Origin of the sequence: Pueribacillus theae (genome assembly GCF_003097615.1) — a bacterium.
Classification (GTDB): Bacteria; Bacillota; Bacilli; order Bacillales; family UBA6769; genus Pueribacillus; species Pueribacillus theae.
On sequence record NZ_QCZG01000011.1, the window covers coordinates 72,409 to 90,572 of the forward strand.

Here is an 18,164-nt window from a genome sequence, read left to right on the forward strand (position 1 = left end):
ATTTCGCGTTGAAGCGGGCCTTACGGATGGTTGCACTGGGATAAATAAAAAGCCCGTTTTGGCAATGGGGCTTCGAAGAAATCGCTGAGCTGGGATTCGGTGACTAATTCTTCTGTTCTGCCCGTTTTAAAGACCTCGCCCTGCCGCAGCATCAATGTTTTGCTAAAGACCGGCAAAATTTCTTCGATATGATGTGTGACATAAATCAATGTCGGTGCATCTTTTTGTTTTCCTAATTGTTCAACCGTTTCAAGCAGCTGCTCTCGGGCAAAAACGTCAAGCCCTGTACACGGTTCATCGAGAATTAATAGTTTTGGCGATGCCATAAGCGCCCGAACGATAAGTACTTTTTGCTTTTCACCTTGCGAAAGGGAAGCATAGGGGCGGTGGATAAAACCGCTTAATCCATATTCCTCCATTAATGATAAGGCGCGGTCGATGTCCTCTTGTTCAGGATCGTGATAAAGCTTTGGAGAAGCAAATTTTCCTGAGAGGACAATATTTTCCGTATATTCTTCACCGTGCAATTTTTCTTGCATGGCAGTGCTCACCCAGCCAATAATTTTCCGCAGTTCGCCGAGTGGATACTTCCCAAATTGTTTTCCGAGAACACGAATCTCGCCAGTTGTCGGCCAAATGTAGCCGTTAATCATTTTTAACAGCGTCGTTTTCCCTGAACCGTTCAAACCGAGCAATACCCAATGCTCGCCTTCCTCAACCGCCCAATTTATATTTTTTAAAATTGATTTATTTTGCCGTTTCCAATGAACATTTTTTAATTCAATAACCATTGACAAGCCGCCTTTCAACTTTCTTTTTTCAGTATAACAAAGACTGAAAAAAAGAGGGAGGGGGTTGACGGTTTTGTTCCATAAAATCTTTTGACAATTTGCCGTTAAATCGGTATGTTAATCACATAGGGTATTTAATTTTTAAAAAAATAAGGAGGATTTGGTATGGGTAGATTTGATGGTAGAGTAGCAATTGTAACAGGGGGAAGCCGAGGCATTGGGCTTGGCATTGCAAAACAATTTGCCCAAGAAGGCGCAAAAGTAGCTTTATTTGATATTAATGAAGAGGCTTTAGAATCAGGCGCAAAAGAACTTCGTGACATGGGCGCAGAAGTAGCAACTTTTGTAACGAACGTTGCCAATTCTGAACAAGTCGAAGAATCTGTTAAAGCGGTTGCAGATCAATTCGGAAAAATCGATATTCTTGTAAACAATGCTGGAGTCATTCGAGACAACCTTCTATTCAAAATGACTGACGACGATTGGCAAACGGTCATGGATGTCCATTTGAAAGGCTCATTTAACTGTTCCCGCGCAGCCCAAAAATACATGGTTGAACAAAACTACGGACGTATCGTAAATATTTCTTCAACATCAGCACTAGGAAACCGCGGACAAGCAAACTACTCAACAGCAAAAGCTGGGCTTCAAGGCTTTACAAAAACGTTGGCAATCGAACTAGGCCGTTACGGAATCACGGCAAATGCCGTTGCACCAGGTTTTATTGAAACTGATATGACAAAAGCAACAGCTGAGAGAATTGGCGTTGATTTTGATGAGTTTGTTAAGGCCCGCGCCGCAGAAATTCCAGTGAGACGTTCAGGAAAGCCGGCTGATATTGCAAATGCCGTAGCGTTTTTCTGTGATGAAGCCTCAGGATTTGTTAGCGGACAAGTCATTTACGTTGCAGGCGGCCCGAAAGCGTAGCTTATTTTTTTCTTTAATAAAAGGTTTTATAAAAGAGTGCGTTCAAAAAGTAGGACAACAAAGCCCAATTTTGAACAACTTTATAAAGGGGGATAAGCATGTTTGAACATATGATTGGAAAACGCTCTGAAAAAGTGTTGAACACGGTAGAGCGCGGTGCTGTCAAAAAATTTGCCGCGTCAATTGGTGATGAACATCCTGTCTATTTAGATCCCGAATATGCGAAAAAATCCAGATTTGGAAAAAATATTGCACCGGTTACATTCCCAAGAGTATTTGACTACGGACAAATCGAAGCATTGAAATTGCCAAAACAAGGGCTTATCCATGGCGAACAACGTTTTCATTACGAGCGGCCGCTTTTTGTTGGCGAAGATGTATACTGCTATACCGAGATAAAAGATTACTATGAAAAAACAGGCTCAAGTGGGAGAATGGGTTTTCTTGTAACAGAAAATAACGGTGATGATGCGGAAGGCAATCAAATCTTCTCATCAACTTCAGTTATTATTATAAATGAAGCGGTTAGAAAGGGGATGGAAGAAGCATGACTTCACTAGCAAATCTCCAAACAGGCGATTCATTGGAAAAAATTGAACTTTCACCTGTTTCACGCTTAGACTTAATCAAATATGCCGGCGCTTCAGGCGACTTTAACCCAATACATACAATTGATGAAGATGCCAAAAAAGCTGGATTGCCGGGAATTATTGCCCATGGAATGTGGACGATGGGTAACCTCGCAAAATTGTTCACGCCATACTTGGAAGAAGGATTCGTCCAAGATTACATCATTCGATTTGCAGGCATGGTTTTCCTCGATGACGTAATTACACTCAAAGCGGAATTGGCTGAAAAAACGGATGACGTTTTAACATTCAACGTTGCTGCCGAGAATCAAAAAGGGAAAGATGTTATCAAAGGTTCAGTCAATTTTAAACTGCATAAGTAGATCTATAACACGATCCCCTTATTTGAATAATGATATTTAAATAGGGGGATCTTTTTTCAGATCCGTGGAAAAAAATAACGCGGTGATGGAAGCTTTTCCAGATGAACAACAGTTTAAGCAAATGGTGGAAAAGCGTCCTAGACTTTCAATTCCATATTCGAAATTGAAGATGTACGCAAAACGGTGAATCAATTTCTGAAGAGCCCGGTGTGGGGAATCCGCATACCGGGTTCTGTGGGGTTTGGGCCGCCGAAGGAAGACTGGAGGCTCACTTGCAATAAGATGGCAACACGGACAAATCGATTCACGGCTTAGAAAAATGACTACTTAATTGAAGTAACATCATAATTCGATGACCAAGGAGCAATATTGTGTCCTTGAAATAGATAATAAGAGGAGCTTGCACGATGTATGAAGTGAAGCATCGAAAATATTGGGATAAAAGTGCAAAAATATATGATGGAATTATTCATGATGAACTAAACAGCTTTAAAAAAGAGGCTTGGGAGAGCATTTTACAAGCCCGCATTGCCGAAGATCGCCCTCTCCAAATTTTAGATTTCGGTACTGGACCAGGTTTTTTTACGATAGTTTTATCACAAATGGGGCATCATGTGACAGCTTTGGATTTTTCAAAGGATATGATCGCTGCAGCGAAAAGGAATTGCGATTCAGCTGGCGTGAAACCACAATTTATCCATGTCACTGGCGACACTTCCTTTAACCCGGAAAACACCTTCGATATCATCATCTCCCGTAATGTCACATGGACGTTGCACCAGCCAGAGAAAGTCTATTCTGACTGGCACAAATGGTTAAAAAAGGGTGGGAAAGTGATAATATTCGATGCAAATTGGAATATTTCACTTGCTAATAAAATACACGGTAAAATTTATCAAAGGGACATCAAAAAAGCGATACAGCTAGGATTTCCGCAATACGATGAAGCAGAGCTTTTCAGCGAGGGCGATGAGATCGCCAAACATTTGCCACTGACCTATGCAATGAGGCCCGAGTGGGATCGTGCCGTGCTATTTCAATTGGGCTTCCACAATATACGAATAGATCAAGACTTTGACGATCTGATTTATACGGAAGCGGAAAAAATTGCGTATCAGTCCATTCCTTCTTTCTCTATAGTTGGTACAAAATAACTCTTACTTAATCAAATAGGAAGGGATTTGACAATATCCTTCGTCTCTAAATCCTATTTTTGCCGTTATAGCATTCAAAGGGATAAAAGGGACGGTCTACCCTTTGAAAGCGCGATTTAAAAGAAAATCGGCAAGAGCCAACCTTTTGGCCCAAGAATGTTACATTGGAAAGCAGGGGATTTAAAATAGGGAAATGAAATATAGGAGGTTTGAGAAGAATATAATCAATGGTGAAAAGGCTTTATCTTAGGAGGAATGGAAATGAATCTTGCGAATTACATAATAGTGATTAGTTTTATTGCATTCATCGTCACAGTTTTAATCATCATTGTTACGATAACATCACTTTACTTTATGGATCGGAGGCAAACAGCGAGTCCGGTGTTGCGTAATTATCCCGTGTTGGGACGGATGAGATATTTTTTAGAAAAAATTGGGCCGGAATTTCGTCAATATTGGTTTAACAATGATCGTGAAGGTAAACCTTTTTCGCGTGATGATTATCAACATATTGTAAAAAGCGCGAAATATAAGCGGGATGTTGTTGGTTTTGGTTCAAAAAGAGATTTTGATGAACCGGGGTTTTATATAAGAAATGCGATGTTTCCTAAACTTACACAAGAGTTAAATATTGATTATGAGACAGTTGTTGAAACGAATCGCTATTTGTTAATAAAAGATCCGCTATTTTCCCGCCGGGAAGAAGTGATGGAAAAGCATGAATCTCCTGCATATTTACTGAAAGAGGAAGATGCGGTGGTTATTGGTCCGAATACAAGATATCCTTTTGTTGTCAGGGGATTGATTGGAATGTCGGCAATGAGTTATGGGGCACTTGGAAAACGGGCGCTGACTGCGCTGTCTGAAGGACTTGCGATGGCAAAAGGAACATGGATGAATTCAGGCGAAGGGGGGCTTTCCACGTACCATCTGAAAGGTGGAGTGGATATCATCTTCCAAATAGGACCAGGATTATTTGGTGTAAGAGACAGCGAAGGGAAATTTGATTGGGATGAATTGAAAAGAAAGAATGAGGTTTTCCCGCAAATAAAAGCGTATGAATTGAAATTCGGACAAGGGGCAAAAACACGCGGGGGGCACGTAGACGGTGAGAAGGTAACACCAGAAATCGCTGAAATCCGTAGAGTTGAACCTTGGAAACCAATTGACAGCCCGAATCGCTTTGTTGACTTTCCAGATTTGCCGTCAGCTTTTCATGCAATGGAAAAAATACGGGACGTCACGGGAAAACCTGTCGGGATGAAGGTTGTGATTGGGGCGCCCGATGAAGCTGACAAATTGGCAGAGCAAATAAAAGATACAGGAAAAGGCCCTGATTTCATCACCGTTGACGGTGGGGAAGGCGGGACGGGCGCGTCTTATCAAGAGCTTGCTGACAGTGTTGGATTGCCGATCTACACCGCACTTCCACTCGTTGATTCCGCATTACGAAGGCACGGTGTCCGCGATAAAGTAAAAATTATCGCTTCAGGAAAATTATTTAGCCCTGACAAAATCGCCATCGCGCTGGCAATGGGCGCTGACCTTGTAAATATTGCAAGAGGTTTTATGATTACGGTTGGCTGCATCCAAACATTAAAATGCCATTCAAACGAGTGTCCAGTCGGCGTTGCGACAACCGATCCGGAATTGGAAAAAGCGCTTGTCATTGACGAGAAAAAGCACCGTGTCGCAAACTACCTCATTACGCTTAGAGAAGGATTGTTCCGCGTTGCAGCCGCTGCAGGACTTGAATCGCCAACCCAATTCAGCCGAAAAGATATTTTATTTAAAGATGAAAAAGGGATTGTTTATTCGCTTGAAGAACTATATACATCAAATGCACAATTTGATAAGCTTCTTCACTGAAAGTAAGTAGTTTTATTATAATAAAAACAGGAAAAAAGAGGTTTTTTTGAATGATGGAAGTCATGAAGCACGGGGAAGTAACTGCTGTTAAATTAACACCACATCATAGGAGTGTTTATTTTTATGTAATTGACGGGATGTTAATCGATACCGGGCCTGCAAATTCACAGCATGAGTCCATTCCTTTTTTTCAAGAGAATGAGATTGATTTTGTCAGCTTGACTCATTCCCATGAAGATCATTGCGGATTAGGCGCATGGCTTGTTAATCAGGGCCTCCGCATATATGCCCACAAAAAGGCGGTTGAAGGATGCAGCAAACCGGGAGAATATCCCGAATATCGCCAGGTCGCTTGGGGACTGAGGAAAGAGGGGTTTCAAGTCGAACCTTTAAACAATGCGGTTCATTCACGAAGCATGAAGTGGGAAATCATTGAAACCCCTGGCCATGCGGATGACCATATCGTTTTTTATAACCGGGAGAACGGTCTGTTGTTTTCAGGTGATTTATTCGTTGCTCCGAAAACGAAATTAATCATGCGCCATGAGTCGATACCGGAAATGATGAACTCGATTAACCGTGTTTTGGCATACGATTTTGAAGCGATGTTCTGCGGCCATGCCGGCTATGTCGCTAACGGGAAGCAGCTGTTAAAAAGAAAGCTGGATGACTTAGAAATAAAAAAAGAAGAAATTCTGGAGCTGTATAAGAAAGGCTATTCCATTACCGAGATTGACCAAACATTGTTTCCGAAAAATCAAACAACCATTCAGCTCGTCAACGCTTCTGAACACGAATTTAGCTCAGAACACATTGTAAGATCCATGATTAACGGTTTTGCCGAAATTACATAAAGAGGTACCGGAAAGAGGGGAAGAGAGAATGGCAGTTTCTAAATTAGTATTTCCAACACTAAATTATACGGGATGGGGATCAGCGGCAGAGCTTGTAACAGAAGTGGATAAATTTAAACCAAGCCATATCCTTTGCATTACAGATGAAGTATTGGTGAAAATCGGCATCGTTGAAAAAGTTACAAAACCGCTCTTAGAAAAAGGCTTTCAAATTAGCGTTTATACGGATGTTGAACCTGAACCATCGGTTGCATGCGGCCAGAGGATTGTTAACTATATTAAGAACGGTGGTTTTGATCTTGTGATTGGACTTGGCGGCGGAAGTACGCTAGATCTCGCAAAAATGGCCGCAGTACTTGCCGTTCATGATGGGGAAATTGTTGATTATTTGAATTTAACAGGAACGAAATCGATCAAACAGAAAGGGCTTCCGAAAATATTAATGCCAACGACGTCTGGAACAGGTTCAGAAGTCACGAATATTTCAGTATTTTCACTGGAAACGACAAAAGACGTCATTACTGACGACTTGCTTATGGCGGATGCGACAATCGTCGATCCGGCTCTTACCGTTTCCCTCCCTCCAAGGGTGACGGCAGCGACAGGCGTCGATGCGCTCACGCATGCTGTTGAGGCTTATTTATCCGTCAATGCAAGTCCTACAACAGACGGACTCGCAATCCAAGCTGTTCAGCTAATTAGCGGCTCATTAAGAACGGCTGTTGAAGATGGCAACAACAAAGAAGCGCGTACAAATATGAGCATGGGGAGTTATATCGCCGGTCTTTCATTCTTCAACGCTGGGGTGGCGGGTGTTCACGCCCTTGCTTATCCGCTTGGCGGCCAATTTCACATTGCGCACGGGGAATCGAACGCCGTATTGCTTCCGTATGTCATGGGCTACATACGTCCAAGCTGTCAAGAAAGGATGGCACATCTTTACACCGTGTTGACAGGTGATTATGGGCTTGGAGAAGAAGAAGCATCGTTCCGATTCGTGAACGAACTTGCCCAGCTCGTTAAGGATGTTGGCATCCCGGCTACGCTCAAAGGTTTTAATATTCCAGAATCGGCATTGGATTCATTAACAGATGATGCGGTAAAGCAAACAAGGCTGCTGGCAAGAAGCCCAATGCCGTTATCGCGGGGGGATATTTTTAACATTTATAAAGCGGCTTTTGATGGTAGCATTCCAAATAAGTAACAGAGGTCTGCTGCGGCAGCCTAAAAAGGAGAGGCATCTGTTGTTTGAAACGATCATTGAACCGCGCGTCAGTGAGACGGACGGCGCAGGGCATATTAATAATACAACCATTCCCATTTGGTTCGAGGCTGGGAGAAATAAAATTTTTGAAATGTTTACACCGGATTTTTCATTTGATAATTGGCGTTGCATTATTTTGCATACAACGGTTGATTTTGTCAGCCAAATTTATTTCGGCAAAAATGTGGCCGTAAAAACATGGGTCGAAAAAATCGGGAATACGAGCTTTATTTTGTATGAGGAAATTCACCAAGATGGCATTCTTTGTGCGAAAGGCAACGCGGTTTACGTTAATTTTAATTTAAAAACGCAACAAAAAGAGCCAATCCCTGATCATATTAGGCAACAATTAAAAAAACATATGCGATAAGCCATTCCTTTTGGGATGGCTTTTTAAAGTTGGTTGATAGTAGCTGCAAACACTAATGTTTATTAGATTTTTGTAATGATGGTGATTTTCCTCGAAACTTGGCGATTATGTATAAAAGAAATGGAATGAAAATCCCGACGGCCATTGAAAATGGCGGCCATGTTTCCAATACGACTTTTTGTAAATAACCAATATTTGGAGCCAATATCAGGGAAAGGATGACTAAAATAATACTGATGGGAGAGAGTAGACTTCTGTAATCGCTGAGCTTGAAAGTTTGTGCCATTCCGAGTACCGAAGCATAAAAACAGATTGATAATTTAAAGAAAATCGTTAAAAACCAAATAATGGCGACGATTACTTCGATACGTTCGAGGTAATTAGCGATGCTTATCTTTTTCCCTAAGAGATAAGTTGGATAAGTGTTTCTTGCAGTAATATCAGCTCCGAGGACAAAAATAGCGAGTATCGTAATTAAAATAAGTACTATACCCCCCATCGTTGCTCCAATTAGCAAGGACTTTCCCGCATTCTTTTTCTCGTTAAGATATGGCAAAATCATTAAAAACACAACCAGTTCCGAAAAAGGGATGGAGATAAATGGGAGAGCACCGCTCATAATCGGTTTAAAACCATACTCAAATATAGGTTCAATTCTAGAAAACTCAATTTGCGGAATAAGAAATAGAACGAAAATGAATAGCTGTATTACGACCCAGGGCAAGAAAATCTCCGCTGCTCTCGACAGCACTTCCAGACCATGTCGAACGCCAATCAGTGAAACGAAAATGAATAAAATAAGTATCGCTACTATTGGCGTTTCAGGCATAATTTGTATTGTCAAGAAGTCACCAATATTTCTAAGGATCAAAGCAGTTAAAATCACAAAAAAGCCGATAAAAAGGAGTGAGATTAGCTTTCCTATCCATCTCCCTAATAGATGTTCAGCCAGTTCAACCAAAGTGAAATTTGGAAATAAGGAAAATAAACGTGTGTACAATATGACGATAAAGATGCTAAAAACTAATCCCACGATCCCGGCAATCCAGGCATCTTGTTTTGCTTGAGATGCTAATGTCGTTGGAATAATAATTACCGAACTGCCAATTGAATACAGAAATATCAAAATGATAAGTTGCTTCGAACTAATTTTTTCGCTTTTGGGCATACAAGTTGCCTCCAATTCCTGAATATCTTTAATGCAATAAATTGTGAATCCAACTAATAATCGGCTTGAAGATCCAATGAATAAACTCAAGGGGATTTGGAATATTTACTTCAAAGCTCATAAGGATGCCCAATGTAACACCAAAACCCAACAAAATGAAAAATGCCCAAAGTTCTTTTTTTTGCTTCTTTTTTAAGAGAGGCGGAACATCGATTGCAATGATGGCCGCCGTTACTGCAAGAATGCCTATTAAGGATAACATGGGGGTTTTTGTTAATCCTCACTTTCTTCTTGAAATGAGTCCGTAATCGTTCCAAATCGTCGAATTTTAACTTCTACTTTTGTTGTGTGTGAAATAGTTGGAAAATGTTCTTTCCATTCGTTTTTAAGTTTTTTCCATAGTTTGGGATTAGAACGGTGTATCGCTTCACCAAATCCCAAAATATCACTTTGTAAATCATTTTTCGCTTTTTCAACTACTTTTTCGATTTTTTCTTCTATCGTTTTTTCTATTGTCTCTTGCAATTCCTGAATTTTCTTCGGGTCTGTAAGATCAATTAAACATTCAACATCCGCAACGTTACCTTCCGCTTTTACCTTAATTCCAACCTTCGGTTCGCCTTTTACTACTTTCGCCTTCACTTCGGGTGTCGATTGCATGATTTCAATGGTTACTTTACCGTTATCATCTTTATCACAAGGAATATGTTCAATTGTGCTTCGTACGTTTCCAAGAACATAGATATAGCCCATACTCTCTTCGTTATTAAGCCAATCGATAAGTCGATCTCCGTGGAACGCCGCCAAGTTATCTACCTTTAGTACTGCAGGAGGATCGACTAATTCGATATTTTTAATGCTATTCCCCGCTTGCTCTTCACCTTTAACATAAATTCCTGTTAGAACAGGATCCTGACCTAATTTCACGAGGTTTTCAATCAATTCATCTAACGTAACGCCTTTTGTCGGTGCCCACCTCGTTTGAGACATTTGCAGCGTTGTGAATATACTGTTTGCTGGAATTCTCTCAAGTGATGTTAAGACATTTAATAAAGGTGAGGCCATTCCGTATCTTGAAACAAGAATATAGAAATCCGTTCGAAATTCATAGTCTCTTGATAAGAAATCAAGCGGTTTGCGAATCCCTTCCCTTGCCACCTCTTCACCAAAGATAACGATTCGAATATGTGCCAAGTAGAGTTTACCTGGAATTTCTTTTGTAAGTTCTCTCAAAGCCTCTAAGATTGTTCCGCCAGATGAATGGTAGGTGGTAACTGCAGTCTCAGTTGTCATCATCGTTTGTTGTGAAGCGATCTGGCTTGGGTTAAGCACTTGTACGCTGACAAGGTAGCCATCTTCAGCTTTATCAATCGCCATGGCAGTAGCGATGGCAAGATCATTCAACTCTGTTTTACTCCAGCAGCCTGCAAGAAGAAAGAGCGAAAAAAAGCTTGTGAGAAGCAGAATACATTTTCGCTTCAAGTTAATTCCCCCTATTTTTTGGTGGCTTCGGAGGCGGTGAATCTTCACGATTCAGGTTGTTTTTACCAATTAAATACGGTCGGGTAGTCATTGCCCACCATGGAAATCTAACTGCGGTATCTTTAATGTCTTTTTTGTAGTAAGGTCCTAATGGAGAAAGATATGGAACTCCAAAGGAACGTAAACTGCACAAATGAAGCACCATAACAATTAAGCCGAGAATGATGCCAAATAACCCGAACATCGACGCAAGAAGCATAAACAGAAAGCGAAGAATGCGAACAGCGATTGCTAAGTTATAAGCTGGAAAAACAAAGCTTGCGATGGCTGTTATAGAAACGACAATAACCATGGCAGAGGAAACGAGTCCGGCATTAACAGCAGCTTCTCCAAGCACGAGGGCACCGACAATCGAAATCGCCGGTCCAACTGCACGTGGCATACGGACCCCTGCTTCACGTAAAATTTCAAATGTGACTTCCATTAGCACAGCTTCGACGATTGCAGGAAAGGGGATGGCTTCTCTTTGGGCAGCAAGACTAACAAGGAGCTGAGTTGGCAACATTTCCTGATGGAAAGTTGTTACCGCGATATATACTGCAGGAGTTAGTAGAGCTAGAAAGAAAGTAATATGGCGAAGCAGGCGTATGAAAGTCCCAATATCAAACCGCTGGTAATAATCTTCGGCGGATTGGAGAAATTGCATAAAAATGGCCGGGACTAACAGCACAAATGGGGTGCCATCAACTAAAATTGCAACCCTGCCTTCCAGCAAGCTTGCCGCAGTAGAATCCGGTCGTTCTGTATGATATACGGTCGGAAACGGTGAATAAGTGCCGTCTTCGATTAATTCTTCAATATAGCCGCTTTCCAAAATCGAATCGATATTGATTCGATCTAGGCGTTTATGAACCTCCTCAACGACTTTGCTGTCTGCAATCCCTTTAATGTACACGATGGAGACATCTGTTTTCGTTCGTTTGCCAATCACTTTTCCTTCAATGCGAAGGTTAGGATCTTTCACTCTTCGCCGAATGAGGGCTGTGTTTGTTCGCAACGTTTCTGTGAAACTGTCTTTCGGGCCGCGGATGACTGTTTGAGCGCTTGGCTCTTCAATACTGCGATCATTCCAGCCGCGTGTGTCGCAGGCAAAACAAGAATGTGATCCATCTATTAAAATAATTGTGTTGCCTGATAGGATATGGTTTAAAGCGGTATCAAAATCATCGACACTTTTTAAATCCCCAACCGTGAGGAAGGCGGAAGCAATGAAATCAACAGGATGAAATATTTTCGCATCTGTTCGATTAAGCTTTGATTCACGAATGTTTAGCATTAAGGATTCTAATATATAATTGTGGATGAAGTCCTCATCAGCCAGACCGTCAGTGTAAACGATGGCTAGGTGAATGTTTTGTTCGACACCGGCTCGAAATTCACGGATGACAATATCATTGCTATTGCCGGTAATTTGCTTAATTCTCTCGATATTCTTTATTAATGAATGGCTGATCGGGTTTTTTTCTTTCTTTTCATCTTGCTGTTTAGATTCGTTTCCATTCTTTTTTTTGACGGTAGTCTTTAGCTTTTTTTTAAACATAAAGAGTAACCTCGTTAAATGAATTTGTTTTACCTAGTATTTCCAGTCGAGGTATTTTTACACAATATTCTTCCGTAAAACAGTTTACCAATTAGATTGTTATGATTATGATAAGGATGATGTGGAGTTAACTGAAGGAGGACATAGAGACTAGCAATGGTTTGGGATGTTTTGAATGTAATAGGTACAATTGCATTTGCGATAAGCGGAGCCATTATTGCGATGGAAGAGGAATATGATATTCTTGGCGTATACATTTTAGGTTTTGCAACGGCATTTGGGGGAGGTACGGTCAGAAATATATTGATTGACTTGCCATTAAGCCATATTTGGCAGCAAAATATTCTTTTTTATATTGCGATCCTTGTGATCGGCATCGTTTTCTTTTTGCCGAATTCGTGGATTGAAAGCTACAGTAAATGGGCGTGGGGCGTGTTTTTCGATGCGATAGGCTTGGGGGCGTTTGCTATTCAAGGGGCGCTTTATGCGTACAATATGAATCATCCTTTGATTGCGGTCGTCGTTGCAGCTGCATTGACAGGAGCTGGCGGAGGGGTAATCCGTGACTTGCTTGCGAGGCGGCAGCCGCTCATTTTAAAAAAAGAAATGTATGCGGTATGGGCCATGATGGGCGGGTTGATTGTTGGCCTCGGTTTGGCGAATCATGACATTCTCCTCTATTTTGTTCTTGCACTTATCGTTGCTTGCCGCATGCTTGCACACCATTACGGATGGCAATTGCCGCGCAAAAAAAGGAAAGGAGAGGAATCCTCTGCCTAATGAAAGGCAAAGGATGGGCCTCTCTTTCTTAATTTCTTTAATGCTTCTTTTCGCCACGATTTCACCGCTTCTTTCGTTGCTCCATGTTCTTCTGCGATTTCGGTGATTGTTTTTTGGTTCAAAATTGCTTCAATTGCCCATGTTTTCTGTTTCTCGCTTAGCGGCGCCAAATAACTTCGGAATTGTTCTTCATCCAATAATGTTTCAGAAAAGCTATACGTATTTTGATCAATTGCCGTTTCAAAAGCGGCTGTATGTCTCTCGCCATATCGCTTTTCTTTTTTTAACTGTTCCAACATTTTTCCTCGGACGGTTACATAGGCATACGCGGAAAAATTTCCTTTCCTTTGATCATATCTTTGCATTGCCTCCCATAATGCGATCATTCCAATCTGAAAGAACTCATCATGGTTTTTATAAATGTGAAGTATCTTTATTTGCTTTTTGATCATGTTTTCATATTGCTTAAAAATCTCTTCGAACTTTTTTTCTGTATCCATGAATGGCTTCCTTTTTGAAAAGCGCGCTTTTCAGTTATTCCGCGGTAGCTTTAACGTAAAGGAAGATGCTTTCAGTTTCCTGTCTGCATTTTTCCGCTATCGGGATGCAAAGGAAGCTATTTTAGTGGAATATTTGGAAGATTATTTCAAAATCAATGAAAATTGTTGTCTATTATTTAAAAACGGGAACAAATGTTCCTTTTTGTGTTATAATAGATTCACCAATAAAGAGGCGCAGAGGGGAGACTGTCATGCAGATCATGAAAGACTACGAAATTCACACTGAAACGATGGTACTTTTGCCGTGTTTTGATCGTTATGCGAATTTGCATACCATTGTCATTGAAGAACAAAGCTATTTTCTTGTAGCGATGCCGCCAAAAAAGGTGATCGATGCCAGTTGCCGTTATTACGGTTCGAGTTACGAAGGAAGGCTTGAAGGGATAAAGCGGGTAATGGGCATTTCAAAGAAAGCGCCAATTGCGATCAGTGCAGAACTTTCGATCTTTTTCTTTCCGCTGGAATCTCCGAACAATCATTCGTGTGTATGGCTTTCTCATACGCATATTGAAGAAATAAGGCCACTAGACAATCGGAATACAGTTATTTTATTTACAAATGGACAAGCTTTTACCGTACCGGTGCCAAAAGGCCAAATCGAAACTAAAATTTTACGGACAGCACAGTATCGCCATCTACTAAAAAATCGGATCGAAGTAGGGAAGCGGCAGCATCATGTGTACCAATTACAAAAAGAGGACGTTCAATTTGTTTATGATCCTGTGAAACAGGCATACCACATTAAAAAACATGAGTGATAATGGTATAATGGAGACTCCGAGGGAGGCTTCATGATGCCTAAAATTACGAGAGGAACGCCAGCTTTCTGGCGTACGGGAAGCGCTTTGTTTTTAGGAGGATTTGTTGTCCTGATCCTGTTATATACAACACAGCCGCTTTTTCCGATTTTTTCCGAGGAATTTGGTGTATCGCCCGCAACAGCAAGCTTAACAATCTCATTAACGACTGGTTCGTTGGCGATTTTTATGCTGATTACAGCCGGGTTGTCAGAATCTTGGGGAAAGAAAAAGTTGATGACACTGTCACTTTTTCTTTCTTCGGCTTTAACGATTATTATAGCGTTTAGTCCTAATTTTACCGTGCTGCTTCTGTTAAGGTTATTGCTTGGTATAACAATTGCTGGTTTGCCTGCGATTGCGATGGCTTATGTAAATGAGGAATTTCATCCGAAAAGCATTGGCTTTGTGATGGGGCTTTACGTTTCTGGCAACACGCTTGGCGGGATGACAGGCAGAATTTTGACAGGGGTTGTTACGGATTATTCCTCATGGAGAATTGCTTTTTTTATTGTTGGTTTTTTATGTCTTTTGTGCAGTGTTTGGTTTTGGCGTGTTTTGCCGCCTTCACGCAAGAAAGAATCCGTGGATAAACCTCGTTTTAGCGAAATTTTCCGGCCGTTAGTTCCACATTTAAAAAATCAAGGATTGCTTTGCTTATATGGGCTTGCCTTTCTGTTAATGGGTAGCATCGTCACGCTGTATAATTATGTGACGTATTTGCTGCTTGCCCCACCGTATGATTTAAGCCATACACTTGTAAGTTGGATATTTATTGTTTATTTAACTGGAACGTTTAGTTCAGCGTGGATGGGGAAGTTGTCCGATCGATTAGGGAGAGTATGTGTCGTCGGCATGGGAATCGCCTTCATGCTCATTGGAGTGGTTATCACGCTGCATGGCAGTGTATTCATAAAGGTTGTTGGAATTGCTTTATTAACATTTGGCTTTTTTGGCTGCCATTCAGTCGCAAGCAGTTGGGTTGGCGTTTGGGCAAAGGAACATAAAGCCCATGCGTCATCGTTGTATCTTTTATTTTATTACGGTGGCTCAAGCATCGTCGGTTTTGTTGGGGGACTTTTCTGGAGTTCTTTCCATTGGATGGGGGTTGTTTCTTATATTAGCGCACTTCTTGTCGCAGGATTCGTGTTAGTAGTAAGGCTTAATGGGTTGTCGCGTTATGGAAAAGGAAGCGGCGAAGCATGAGCTCAGCCGCTTGAAACATTTTATCTAAAATTTTACGATTGTACGCCCGCGCACTTTGCCTTCTAAAATAGAAGAAAGTGCATCTTTGAGCCCGTCCAAATCGACTTCTTGCCCGATGTCGCTTAGAAGGCTATCAGGCTTCATTTCGTTTGCCATTCGTTCCCAAAGCGGCTTGCGAACTTCCATTGGGCAATAGACCGAATCAATGCCAAGCAAATTGACACCGCGAAGAATAAAAGGAAAGACTGTTGCAGGGACGCTCGTCCCGCCAGTTAAACCGCTTACCGCTACACTGCCGCCGTATTTTGTGTTGCTAAGGAGGGCAGCCAATGTCTTTCCGCCGACAGGATCAACCGCTCCCGCCCAAAGTTGTTTGCCTAGCGCACGGATTTTTTCCGGATTGACATCTTCACGGGAGACCACTTTTTTTGCGCCTAAACTCTTTAAGTAGTCATGCTCGCTTTCTTTTCCTGTGCTTGCCACAACACTGTAGCCAAGTTTGGCTAAAATTGCCACCGCAAGGCTGCCGACACCTCCGGTTGCCCCTGTAACAGCAATATCCCCGCTGTCAGGAAGAACGCCGTGCTGTTCTAAACTTTGTACAGACAACGCTGCCGTAAACCCTGCCGTTCCATAGGCCATTGCTTCTTTCAGCGATAATCCTTTCGGCAGCGGAACGACCCAGTCCGCTTTCACTCTCGCGTACTCGCTAAATCCACCGAAATGGGTAACGCCAATTTCATAACTTGTCGCGATGACTTCATCGCCTTCTTTGAAACGATGATCTGTAGAAGATACAACTGTGCCAGCCAAGTCAATGCCTGGAACGAAAGGGTATGTACTAACGATATTTCCATTTGGAATGGAAGCAAGGCCATCTTTGTAATTAACGCTTGAATAAGCTGTCCGGATCGTTACTTCCCCTTCAGGAAGATCATCAAAAGATAAAGTTTTTACGTCAACGGAAAAATCATCCTCCGTTTTGTTGACGACTAAAGCACGAAAATTTTCGGCCATGAAATGAACTCCTCTCTTAAACTCTTATTTTTTCTAAAAATTAAAAACCATCTCTATTATAAAGCAATATAAGATCACACTCAATTGAATGCTCTCTTCTTTTAAATTTTGACAGGGTAGAAAACAAGTTTAGTGATGACTAAAAAGGACAGCGGAAATTATACAAGACTATTATTTTTCAAGATTATTGCTTTCTTCAGTTGAATAAGAAGGGAAGAACGTTATTATCCCTCACCACTTTTTGTAAACATAGGAAAAGTGAGTACATTACCAGTAAGACAAGTAGTGTTATTCTTTCCATCATACATACGCTTGAAGTATGAAAAAGAATTAGTTGAAGAGTGGATAAGTATTTCAATAACTTATGATATTATGCTATTTCAAGCTCTGACCTATTATATAAAGAATTGCTATATGTAATGGATAGAATATGTAAAAAAAATACTTTAATCCTATTCCTTTTTTTCTATTGTAAATTAACATAAAAGGAAGTGCTGCAATCATCATCCATTGATAATCTGCAAAAGGGACTAGGTAACTTGTAAGACCACCAGGCCGATAACCATAATACTTAACCAATGGATACATAAAAACAGAAAAAACACTGTAATAAATTATTAAATTCATTTTATTATTTCTTGTTAAATATAGTAATACACCAAGAACTAAAAATAAAACTCCCCCTTCAACGAAAATAATATTTCCAAATAATGAACCGTAGAACATGTAAGACGGTGTTGCACTAGCGAAGTGTGGTATATTCATAATTTCAGCAAAAAAAAAAAAAATAATATAAAACTAACTATTTGCCAAATTCCAAAGCAAATATATAATTTTTTTTCGTTTTTATAGATTAAGTAGAGAATAAAAGCAACTAAGAATAAAGTAGAAAAAATATTGCTTGTTATATAGTCGTAGGTGTAGTTATATAAATAATTCAATACTAAATTCATTACTGCCATGCCTACTCCAAACAAATACAAACGGGTGAGATACTTTTTTTTATCCGATGTATATGAAAAGCCCCATATCACACAAAATAAAAATAAAGGAGCAGAAATTCTACCGATCCAACCAAACCAAATAGGTGTTCCTGGTATAAATTTTCCGATATGATCTATAAGCATAAAAATCAATGCCACTATTTTTAGAGCTGTCGTTGTCATTAATAGACCTCTTAATTTTCTGAATTTACTAATATTAAATATCCATAGTTTATCACATCTATCCATTTTTGGATATAATTTAAATATATAATGAACTGGCCAAATTAGGAAGAATTAAATAATTCAAAGTCATCCTTTGTCTCGGGAGTTTGACAGTTGATAATCAAAAAAATACGAAGAAGCCTTGATACGGCTTTATTTTTTTGT

Annotated in this window: 20 protein-coding genes; 11 read left to right on the forward strand and 9 right to left on the reverse strand. The window is 40.6% G+C overall.

The features are described from left to right. Nucleotides 1–20 precede the first annotated feature (20 nt). The gene (locus DCC39_RS07295; protein WP_205948478.1) at nt 21–797 is read right to left on the reverse strand and encodes an ABC transporter ATP-binding protein; all 777 of its coding nucleotides are present in this window, start codon (nt 795–797) and stop codon (nt 21–23) included. Between the two features lie 159 nt (nt 798–956). Here DCC39_RS07295 and DCC39_RS07300 point away from each other — a divergent pair, with 159 nt between their 5' ends. From DCC39_RS07300 to DCC39_RS07335, 8 genes are all read left to right on the forward strand, one after another. Next, nucleotides 957–1,718 carry an SDR family NAD(P)-dependent oxidoreductase gene (locus DCC39_RS07300; protein ID WP_116554235.1) on the forward strand — a complete coding sequence of 254 codons (762 nt, stop codon included), beginning with the start codon at nt 957–959 and terminating at the stop codon, nt 1,716–1,718. A gap of 98 nt (nt 1,719–1,816) precedes the next feature. Beyond that, the gene (locus DCC39_RS07305) at nt 1,817–2,269 is read left to right on the forward strand and encodes a MaoC family dehydratase N-terminal domain-containing protein (RefSeq protein WP_116554236.1); all 453 of its coding nucleotides are present in this window, start codon (nt 1,817–1,819) and stop codon (nt 2,267–2,269) included. Next, a complete protein-coding gene (locus DCC39_RS07310) occupies nt 2,266–2,670 on the forward strand; it encodes a MaoC/PaaZ C-terminal domain-containing protein (protein WP_116554237.1) in 405 nt (134 codons plus the stop codon). The genes DCC39_RS07305 and DCC39_RS07310 overlap by 4 nt, the downstream gene beginning before the upstream one ends. Nucleotides 2,671–3,077: 407 nt before the next feature. Further along, nucleotides 3,078–3,824: a class I SAM-dependent methyltransferase gene (locus DCC39_RS07315; RefSeq protein WP_116554238.1), complete on the forward strand. Its 747-nt coding sequence runs from the start codon at nt 3,078–3,080 to the stop codon at nt 3,822–3,824. Between the two features lie 261 nt (nt 3,825–4,085). Next, the gene (locus DCC39_RS07320; protein WP_116554239.1) at nt 4,086–5,693 is read left to right on the forward strand and encodes an FMN-binding glutamate synthase family protein; all 1,608 of its coding nucleotides are present in this window, start codon (nt 4,086–4,088) and stop codon (nt 5,691–5,693) included. A 50-nt stretch (nt 5,694–5,743) separates the two neighbouring features. Continuing rightward, a complete protein-coding gene (locus DCC39_RS07325) occupies nt 5,744–6,547 on the forward strand; it encodes an MBL fold metallo-hydrolase (protein ID WP_116554240.1) in 804 nt (267 codons plus the stop codon). Nucleotides 6,548–6,575: 28 nt separating this feature from the next. Further along, nucleotides 6,576–7,751, forward strand: coding sequence for an iron-containing alcohol dehydrogenase (locus DCC39_RS07330; protein ID WP_116554241.1), 1,176 nt, complete (start codon nt 6,576–6,578; stop codon nt 7,749–7,751). Nucleotides 7,752–7,791: 40 nt separating this feature from the next. Next, on the forward strand, nt 7,792–8,181 hold the full coding sequence (locus DCC39_RS07335) for an acyl-CoA thioesterase (protein ID WP_116554242.1): 390 nt from the start codon (nt 7,792–7,794) through the stop codon (nt 8,179–8,181). A 52-nt stretch (nt 8,182–8,233) separates the two neighbouring features. On the opposite strand, the gene DCC39_RS07340 is transcribed toward DCC39_RS07335, so the two are convergent. Genes DCC39_RS07340 through DCC39_RS07355 form a run of 4 tightly spaced genes read right to left on the reverse strand, consistent with a single transcriptional unit; the run spans nt 8,234 to nt 12,431 of the window. Then, nucleotides 8,234–9,349 carry a GerAB/ArcD/ProY family transporter gene (locus tag DCC39_RS07340; protein ID WP_116554243.1) on the reverse strand — a complete coding sequence of 372 codons (1,116 nt, stop codon included), beginning with the start codon at nt 9,347–9,349 and terminating at the stop codon, nt 8,234–8,236. Nucleotides 9,350–9,377: 28 nt separating this feature from the next. Then, on the reverse strand, nt 9,378–9,611 hold the full coding sequence (locus DCC39_RS07345; protein WP_116554244.1) for a hypothetical protein: 234 nt from the start codon (nt 9,609–9,611) through the stop codon (nt 9,378–9,380). An 11-nt stretch (nt 9,612–9,622) separates the two neighbouring features. Then, nucleotides 9,623–10,831: a Ger(x)C family spore germination protein gene (locus DCC39_RS07350; RefSeq protein WP_165820799.1), complete on the reverse strand. Its 1,209-nt coding sequence runs from the start codon at nt 10,829–10,831 to the stop codon at nt 9,623–9,625. Nucleotide 10,832: 1 nt separating this feature from the next. Then, entirely contained in the window at nt 10,833–12,431 is a 1,599-nt protein-coding gene (locus DCC39_RS07355) for a spore germination protein (RefSeq protein ID WP_116554246.1), read from the reverse strand. 156 nt (nt 12,432–12,587) lie between these two features. Here DCC39_RS07355 and DCC39_RS07360 point away from each other — a divergent pair, with 156 nt between their 5' ends. Next, nucleotides 12,588–13,211 carry a trimeric intracellular cation channel family protein gene (locus tag DCC39_RS07360; RefSeq protein WP_116554247.1) on the forward strand — a complete coding sequence of 208 codons (624 nt, stop codon included), beginning with the start codon at nt 12,588–12,590 and terminating at the stop codon, nt 13,209–13,211. Here DCC39_RS07360 and DCC39_RS07365 read toward each other — a convergent pair. Then, the gene (locus DCC39_RS07365) at nt 13,208–13,711 is read right to left on the reverse strand and encodes a sigma-70 family RNA polymerase sigma factor (RefSeq protein ID WP_116554248.1); all 504 of its coding nucleotides are present in this window, start codon (nt 13,709–13,711) and stop codon (nt 13,208–13,210) included. The two genes, DCC39_RS07360 and DCC39_RS07365, sit on opposite strands and share 4 nt — an antisense overlap. A 251-nt stretch (nt 13,712–13,962) precedes the next feature. On the opposite strand from DCC39_RS07365, the gene DCC39_RS07370 reads away from it, so the two are divergent. After that, the gene (locus DCC39_RS07370) at nt 13,963–14,529 is read left to right on the forward strand and encodes a competence protein ComK (RefSeq protein ID WP_165820800.1); all 567 of its coding nucleotides are present in this window, start codon (nt 13,963–13,965) and stop codon (nt 14,527–14,529) included. Nucleotides 14,530–14,565: 36 nt separating this feature from the next. Continuing rightward, complete coding sequence (locus DCC39_RS07375) at nt 14,566–15,774, forward strand: MFS transporter (RefSeq protein ID WP_116554250.1); 1,209 nt, start codon at nt 14,566–14,568, stop codon at nt 15,772–15,774. A 24-nt stretch (nt 15,775–15,798) separates the two neighbouring features. Here DCC39_RS07375 and DCC39_RS07380 read toward each other — a convergent pair whose 3' ends face one another. The 3 genes from DCC39_RS07380 to DCC39_RS19595 form a co-directional block, all read right to left on the reverse strand. Further along, nucleotides 15,799–16,791, reverse strand: coding sequence for an NADPH:quinone oxidoreductase family protein (locus DCC39_RS07380; protein ID WP_116554251.1), 993 nt, complete (start codon nt 16,789–16,791; stop codon nt 15,799–15,801). Nucleotides 16,792–17,166: 375 nt separating this feature from the next. After that, complete coding sequence (locus tag DCC39_RS19720; protein WP_338066542.1) at nt 17,167–17,556, reverse strand: TraX family protein; 390 nt, start codon at nt 17,554–17,556, stop codon at nt 17,167–17,169. Continuing rightward, entirely contained in the window at nt 17,553–17,957 is a 405-nt protein-coding gene (locus DCC39_RS19595; RefSeq protein ID WP_276309896.1) for a TraX family protein, read from the reverse strand. Before DCC39_RS19595 ends, DCC39_RS19720 begins: the two co-directional genes overlap by 4 nt. Nucleotides 17,958–18,164 lie beyond the last annotated feature (207 nt).

Excerpts from the sequence above, each read along its gene's own strand:
- DCC39_RS07320 (WP_116554239.1), top strand. The coding sequence starts at position 4,086 with ATGAATCTTGCGAATTACATAATAGTGATTAGTTTTATTGCATTCATC.
- DCC39_RS07355 (WP_116554246.1), bottom strand. The coding sequence starts at position 12,431 with ATGTTTAAAAAAAAGCTAAAGACTACCGTCAAAAAAAAGAATGGAAAC.
- DCC39_RS07340 (WP_116554243.1), bottom strand. The coding sequence starts at position 9,349 with ATGCCCAAAAGCGAAAAAATTAGTTCGAAGCAACTTATCATTTTGATA.
- DCC39_RS07315 (WP_116554238.1), top strand. The coding sequence starts at position 3,078 with ATGTATGAAGTGAAGCATCGAAAATATTGGGATAAAAGTGCAAAAATA.
- DCC39_RS07365 (WP_116554248.1), bottom strand. The coding sequence starts at position 13,711 with ATGGATACAGAAAAAAAGTTCGAAGAGATTTTTAAGCAATATGAAAAC.
- DCC39_RS07310 (WP_116554237.1), top strand. The coding sequence starts at position 2,266 with ATGACTTCACTAGCAAATCTCCAAACAGGCGATTCATTGGAAAAAATT.
- DCC39_RS07345 (WP_116554244.1), bottom strand. The coding sequence starts at position 9,611 with ATGTTATCCTTAATAGGCATTCTTGCAGTAACGGCGGCCATCATTGCA.
- DCC39_RS07305 (WP_116554236.1), top strand. The coding sequence starts at position 1,817 with ATGTTTGAACATATGATTGGAAAACGCTCTGAAAAAGTGTTGAACACG.
- DCC39_RS07360 (WP_116554247.1), top strand. The coding sequence starts at position 12,588 with ATGGTTTGGGATGTTTTGAATGTAATAGGTACAATTGCATTTGCGATA.
- DCC39_RS07330 (WP_116554241.1), top strand. The coding sequence starts at position 6,576 with ATGGCAGTTTCTAAATTAGTATTTCCAACACTAAATTATACGGGATGG.
- DCC39_RS07325 (WP_116554240.1), top strand. The coding sequence starts at position 5,744 with ATGATGGAAGTCATGAAGCACGGGGAAGTAACTGCTGTTAAATTAACA.
- DCC39_RS19720 (WP_338066542.1), bottom strand. The coding sequence starts at position 17,556 with ATGAATATACCACACTTCGCTAGTGCAACACCGTCTTACATGTTCTAC.
- DCC39_RS07370 (WP_165820800.1), top strand. The coding sequence starts at position 13,963 with ATGCAGATCATGAAAGACTACGAAATTCACACTGAAACGATGGTACTT.
- DCC39_RS07375 (WP_116554250.1), top strand. The coding sequence starts at position 14,566 with ATGCCTAAAATTACGAGAGGAACGCCAGCTTTCTGGCGTACGGGAAGC.
- DCC39_RS19595 (WP_276309896.1), bottom strand. The coding sequence starts at position 17,957 with ATGACAACGACAGCTCTAAAAATAGTGGCATTGATTTTTATGCTTATA.
- DCC39_RS07300 (WP_116554235.1), top strand. The coding sequence starts at position 957 with ATGGGTAGATTTGATGGTAGAGTAGCAATTGTAACAGGGGGAAGCCGA.
- DCC39_RS07380 (WP_116554251.1), bottom strand. The coding sequence starts at position 16,791 with ATGGCCGAAAATTTTCGTGCTTTAGTCGTCAACAAAACGGAGGATGAT.